The organism is Nocardia sp. 852002-20019_SCH5090214 (genome assembly GCF_001665865.1).
Classification (GTDB): domain Bacteria; phylum Actinomycetota; class Actinomycetes; order Mycobacteriales; family Mycobacteriaceae; genus Nocardia; species Nocardia nova.
In genome coordinates, this window is the sequence record NZ_LZMK01000260.1 from 1 (window position 1) to 5,970 (window position 5,970).

General features: G+C 68.9%; 6 protein-coding genes. All 6 read left to right on the forward strand.

Going from position 1 to position 5,970, the window contains the following annotated elements:
- Window positions 1-854 (forward strand): hypothetical protein (locus A5780_RS41145; RefSeq protein WP_197521806.1); only part of this gene is annotated, 854 nt, incomplete at its 5' end.
- Between the two features lie 44 nt (window positions 855-898).
- Window positions 899-1,798, forward strand: a complete 900-nt coding sequence (locus A5780_RS19845; RefSeq protein WP_064909221.1) for a hypothetical protein — start codon at window positions 899-901, stop codon at window positions 1,796-1,798.
- A complete protein-coding gene (locus A5780_RS19850) occupies window positions 1,795-2,736 on the forward strand; it encodes a hypothetical protein (protein WP_156769570.1) in 942 nt (313 codons plus the stop codon). The genes A5780_RS19845 and A5780_RS19850 overlap by 4 nt, the downstream gene beginning before the upstream one ends.
- Window positions 2,737-2,809: 73 nt before the next feature.
- Window positions 2,810-3,763 (forward strand): hypothetical protein, encoded by a 954-nt coding sequence (locus A5780_RS19855; protein WP_064909223.1) that lies wholly within the window; start codon window positions 2,810-2,812, stop codon window positions 3,761-3,763.
- A 62-nt stretch (window positions 3,764-3,825) separates the two neighbouring features.
- Entirely contained in the window at window positions 3,826-4,743 is a 918-nt protein-coding gene (locus A5780_RS19860; protein ID WP_156769571.1) for a hypothetical protein, read from the forward strand.
- A 59-nt stretch (window positions 4,744-4,802) separates the two neighbouring features.
- The gene (locus tag A5780_RS19865) at window positions 4,803-5,762 is read left to right on the forward strand and encodes a hypothetical protein (protein WP_064909225.1); all 960 of its coding nucleotides are present in this window, start codon (window positions 4,803-4,805) and stop codon (window positions 5,760-5,762) included.
- Window positions 5,763-5,970: the final 208 nt, after the last annotated feature.

Genomic DNA, 5,970 nt, shown 5'->3' on the forward strand with positions numbered 1-5,970 from the left:
AGATCCAGGGTTATATCGATCGGGCTCAGCATGGTCGCCTCGAGCACTGGGCCGATATGGCGATCAAGGCCGGCCGCCACCGCGAGCACCTGCTCGAGATGCAAGTCAAAAACGCCCGCCTGCAACACGATCAAGACAGAGCAGACCGCGCCAAAGACAGCGACAAAGCCACCGAGGAACGCCGCGACAAGGTCCACGGGCTGCAAGTGCGGGCCCTGCGCGGCGAGTACAACCGCAAAGACGCGATCCACACCCAGCAGCTACGCCGCTACGACAAACAGATCACGCAAGACCGGCAGCTCCACGATCTGAAGGTCGAATACCAGAAGCTGCTGATCGAGGCCCGCAAACGTGCGCTCGGGCTCACCGAAACCCTCACCGACACCGACCCCGGCGCCGCCCGCGCTCACGCCGCCAGCGCGGGCTGGGCGGCGGCCGAGGCCACCGCGGACCTGTCCGACGAACACCGCGGCGCCGCCGACGCGTGGGCCGAACGTTACGGCGAGGACACCGGCAACGACCCCCGTACCACCCTGGCCGCTGCCCGAGCCGATGCCGCCGCCCTCGACGACGCGGTCGATGAGCTCCACGACCAGATGAGCGCGCTCAGTGCCGAGTACACCCTCACCAGCTACGGCGAAGCACAGGTCCGCGACATCGGTGCGGCCACGTCGAGCCGGCCGGATGCCGGTTCCGGCGAAGACCTCGAAGTGCTCGACGGACAGGCCATCTCCGTCGCTGTCGAGACCACCGGTGTCACAAGTGACATCGACATGGCGGTCGATTTCACCCCGCCGGCTCTCCCGCCGGTAAAAGCTCTCGACGCGGCGCCCTCGGCGGAGATCGAACCATGATGGCGCGCACCAAGTCTCGCTCTATCCCCCTGACGGCACCTCTCATGCCCGATCGGTGGCAGATGAAGGTGCTCGCGGGGGTGTATGCACACGCGTCGGCGGCGCGGGAGATGGCCGCCGTGGCCCGGGCCGGGCGAGAGGCGACCGGTGAGCTTCCGCCCCCGTCGTGGTCGCGGGCTTTCCGCACCGAGGTCCTGCTCGGGCAAGAGCTCGAGAAAGCGGGCTTGGCCGCGGGGGTGCCGCGGGAATGGCTGAACCAGGTCCGTACCCGCGCCCATCTGGGCCAGCCGTGGCGACGCGACCTGCACTGGCGCATCCCGAGACCGGTGGACCGGACCCGGCTGCTGGTCGGGCTGGCCGTTGAGGCACACCGGATTCAGGACCTCGCCGCGGTCTCGGTCGCCTACGAGCATCGCGGCGCGCACGCCGAACCCGGCACCGCGACCTGGGTCATGCGCAACCTACGCAGATCCCGTACCCGCCTGGTCCAACTCGCACGCCTGCTCGCCGTGACCGACGAGGAAGCCCAGCAACTGTGGGACTCGCCGCAACACTGGGCCGCCGCCGCTGAGGGGGCCCGGGCCGCCGGTGTCGACGAACTCGACACTCGCTGGCGCGCCCACGCCCACAGCGATCAGACCAGCATCGTCTTGCAGGCCCGCGCACTCACCAAATCCGGCATCACCGCGCCCACCGCCGCCGCACTGCCACCGCCTGACCAGATACTCGAGCTCCTTCGACAAGAGCTCGAACACAACAGTGTTCCCGTGGCGCAGGGTGCGGCCCGGCATCTGGAAGCGGATGTGGTCGAGCCGGCCGGGCACGGCATCGATATCGCGGTAGCCGCGACCGGAATAGGCAGCGGCGGCGATAGCGGCCTGGTGCACGATCTTCCGCTGGCAATACCGCGCCAACCCAGCTTCGGAGTCGGGGTCGAGCCATGACCGGGACAGAGCTCGCTGTCGGTGCGGGTGGTAGGCGTCCGGTGGCGCCGAATGCCGCGCAGAAGGCACTGCTGCGGCGGTTGTGCGCGGTGTCAGCGCAGACGCGGGCGCAGCTCGACACCGCGCGCACCGACTGGGAGACAGGGGTTTTGGCGGAACCCTCCTGGTTCGCGCGCCTGGATGCCCTGATGAAGCGCAGCGCGGCATTGGCCGAGCTGGGCCACGCCGGTGGAATCCCGCAACGGTGGATCGATCTTGCCCGCCAGCAGGGCGAGCGCGGCACAGGGTGGCGGACTCCACAACGATGGCCCGTCCCGCAACCCGTGCAGCGGGCCCGCCTCATCGACGACCTCGCCGCCGAAGCCCGCGACCTCAGTGACCTCGTGGCCGTTCACGCTGCCTACCGCAGCCGTGCCCGTAGCGACGAACCGGACTCTCTGCGCACACGCATCGAAGCCCGCGCAGCTGTGCGTCACGAGCGCTTGACCTCGATCGCGGCGCTGTTGGATCTGATCGGCCCCGAACGTGACCGGATCAGGCCGGCGCCGGATCCGGTCTGGGCCCGTGCTTTGGCGGCCACGGTGCGAGAGCGCGACCCTCACCTGCTGGCACAGCAATGGCGCGCACACGCCGAACACGAGCCCGCATCGGTGGCTGCCTACCGGCTGCTGACCGACCACGGCGATATCGACTTCACCGGTGACCACGCGATCACACCGCTGCCCGCAGCGATGGTGGAACACATCACGGCCGCTCTGCGGCTCCCGCCCGGGCTCGCCGGTCACGGCCTGGATCTCGGTGCAGCGACGGACAACGCGGTGACCGCCGCGTTAGGCGAATCCCGATGCCTTGAACTCCCCGCGCTAACTGCCGGCGATGAGCAGCACGTCGGCGGAGCACCAGCACGCACACATCGCCACAACGGCCCGAGCCCGTGACCGCGCGGGGCGCACGCCCTCGAGCCGCTGTCTATCCGGCGGCGGAGCAACAAGCCCGAGCCAGGAGGCAAGGATGACGATTCCCGAACCGGTACCCGATCCAGCCACCATCTCAGCGCAGACGTCGCCCCTTGCGCAGGGAACCGACCGCGTCCAGAATCCGAACGCCGCCCAAGCGGCGCTGTTGCGACGGCTGCGTGACGTCTCCGACGGGCTGCACCGGATGCAGGAAACAGGCCGTCTCGCAGGCAAATTCGGTCACTTTCCGTCCGAACTGTGGCACGACTACCTCAACGACATGCACAACCGTGCCGACACACTCACTGCCCTCGGGCGCGCCGGCGGCATCCCTGAACAATGGCTCGACTACGCCCGTGGGCATACCGCTAGCGCGCAGGTGCCCGACCGTTGGCCGGGCACTGATGCGCGGGCGCGCGCCGAGCTGATCGCCGCAGTGGGTAGGCAGGCTCGGGAGCTTGGGCACATCGCGGCGGTGCATGCCGCCTACCGGTCGCGGATCGCCGCCGGAACCGACCGAGCCCAGGACGCTTTCGCTGAAATGCTGGCCCAGCGATGGGACCGGATCGGCACGGTGGCGGCTCTGCTAAAACCTGTCGGCGCGGAACGCGAAGAGATTTGGCCCGACGCCGAGAGTCCCGCCAGGCTCGCGTCTTTCGCCCAGCCAGTACGCGACATCGGGACTGCCGAGTTGGCGCGGCTATGGCATACCCACCTGTCGGCTCCCGACGCTGCCGTGTCCGCGCATGCCGCGCTGGCCGACTACGGCGACTTGGCCTGGGACCCCGACCGCGAACTGGTGCCACCACCGCAATCACTGATCGCCCAAATCAGCGCCGTCCTGCATCCCGGCGGCAGCGTCGACAAGACGGTCGGTGGTGGCGCCGCCATCGACGCCGATATCGCCGCTGCACTCCCCGCTGTGCCCCGCGAATTTCTGCCGCAGATCCCCAGACCGGACCCGAATCAGGATGTCGGCCCCGCGCTCGATACCGGACCCGAACCGTGACGGCAACCCAGTCAGCCGAAAACAGCAGCAACGCAGATCAATCCGTATCCAGGAGATCGCAGATGAACGAACCACATTCACCGCCCGTGCAGCGAAGACCGGTGTGGCAGCAGAGACTACTCGAGCGCATCCAGGACCTGTCCGACGACCGCGCCCGGCTGCTGCGCGAGGGCTATGACACTCCGCCTGGGGCGGGGGAGTTGGCGATGCTGGCATGGCGCACTCAGCTACTGCAGCTGGCAGCCGACCGCAGCGAGATCGAAGCCCGCGCGCACGCGATCGGCATCCCGCCCGCCGAGATCGCCGCCGCCCGAGCAGCCGGAAGCCGCGGCCGCCGAGCCGACCTCAACCCCGAGCCCGGCGCCGATGCGGTGCGCGAGCACGTGATGGGCTGGGTGGCCAGCGACGTATGGCAGATCCAGTACATGGCCGCGATCGACATCACCCACCGGATGCGTGCGGTCACCGACGCACCCCGATTCGAGCCCGAACCGTGGATGGTCGCTCAGTTCGAGCGCAACCTGAGCGCGTTGTGGATACGGGCGGGCAATGTCGCCGACGCGATCGGCCTCACCGTCGCCGAATCCGCCGGAATGTGGGCCCGGACCAGCAGCGACTGGCAGCGAATACTCGGCGCCACGACACATACCTACGACAACGAAGCAATCGAGGAACGCTGGCGCGTCTACGCCCGCCCCGGCATCGAAACCAGCGTCGTGCGCGATGCCACGGCCATCACCCTGCGCCTGGACGCCGCCCTGTCCGAGCAACCCGTGCGCATCCCCACACCGCACGCCATCAAAACCGCCGCCGCAGAAGCATTCCTGTCCCACCCCTCCGCCTCATCCGTCGCCGACCCCATCACCGACACGATCGACCGCGCCCTTCCCGAGGCCGACCACACCCGATGGGACACACCCACACCCACCGGCACACCACAGCACCCCGGGCCCGATCTCGACCGCGGGGCCCAGTTATGAGCCACGCCTGCCCACACCCACCGATCGCAGCAGGTTCACCACCAGGAGAGAAGCCGACCATGACCAAACCTGACCCCGCAGTATCGATCGAACAGTGGCAGGCGAAGTTGCTGGCCCGCCTCGACCGCCTCGCGCGCGAGCACGCGACGGTGCATGCACGCGGCTTCGGCGGCTACGCCGGCACCGACGGCACGCCCGAGCAAGAGTGGCGCTCGCACCTGGACGCGTTGGAAGCCGAACGCGAAACCACCGAACAACTGGCCATCGAACTCGGCATCCCACCCCAATGGGTCGAACACGCCCGCACCAACGGAGTCGGAGCAGCCGAACTACGCTCTCCCGCACCGGAAATCGTGAACGCGGTCGTCGATCCGGCCACCCAGGCCGACTCGTCCGAGGCTTCCTCGGCGACGCAGCAGCTGTTCATCGACATGGCCGTCGTCGATGTGTGGCACGTGCACCGCATGGCGCTGCTGTCAGCGGCCCGCGATGCCCGCCTCAGTACTGGCCGTTTGGGCTTGGGCGCCGATCCGGTCGCCGACATGCAGTTCCACCGCAACATGACATTGCATCATCAGCGCGCGGCGGGACTGTCCGACGCCGCGCAATTGTCGGCGCCAGAGGTCACAGCACTGTGGGACAGCCCGCAAGTCCGCACGGCGCGCCGACAGGCCGCGCAGCAGATCAACCGATGGGACGACCTGCACCTGGAATTCGAGTGGCGCCGCTACACCCAACCGGTCACCGACCCCGCTTTGCCGCCCTACATCCCTACCGACCCGGCCACCGGAGCCCCCACCAGCCGGGCACAAGCACCACCCCCGGCGCCTGAGGAGTTGATCGATCGCGCCGCCGCCGCGCTCGGTATCGACCCCGAGCGCACCGACCGGATCCCGATCCACCACGCAACAGCCATCGATATCGCTCTCCCCGCGGCCACCGACCGCGACTGGCAACCCGGCCCCGCCCCAACAGCGCCACCAGCCGCCACGGGACCGGACCTCGGGCCCGAACCCTGACCACCCCGCCCACTTTCCCGGTGACGCCGCTGGCGCCGCGCAGCACCGGTTCAACCCGCCACCGCGAGGGACATCCCGTCACGCCACGACTGGCACTCGGTCGCGGCCCGCTTTACCAGAAGGCGGAACACGATGTCCGACAACACATTCCCACCATCACATACTCCCGACGCCAGCGCCGCAGACACCGCCGCGGCCCCGGGAAATG

What these genes read in the sequence shown, in the direction of transcription:
- A5780_RS19845 (WP_064909221.1), top strand. Translation starts at nt 899, where the DNA reads ATGCCCGATCGGTGGCAGATGAAGGTGCTCGCGGGGGTGTATGCACAC.
- A5780_RS19850 (WP_156769570.1), top strand. Translation starts at nt 1,795, where the DNA reads ATGACCGGGACAGAGCTCGCTGTCGGTGCGGGTGGTAGGCGTCCGGTG.
- A5780_RS19855 (WP_064909223.1), top strand. Translation starts at nt 2,810, where the DNA reads ATGACGATTCCCGAACCGGTACCCGATCCAGCCACCATCTCAGCGCAG.
- A5780_RS19860 (WP_156769571.1), top strand. Translation starts at nt 3,826, where the DNA reads ATGAACGAACCACATTCACCGCCCGTGCAGCGAAGACCGGTGTGGCAG.
- A5780_RS19865 (WP_064909225.1), top strand. Translation starts at nt 4,803, where the DNA reads ATGACCAAACCTGACCCCGCAGTATCGATCGAACAGTGGCAGGCGAAG.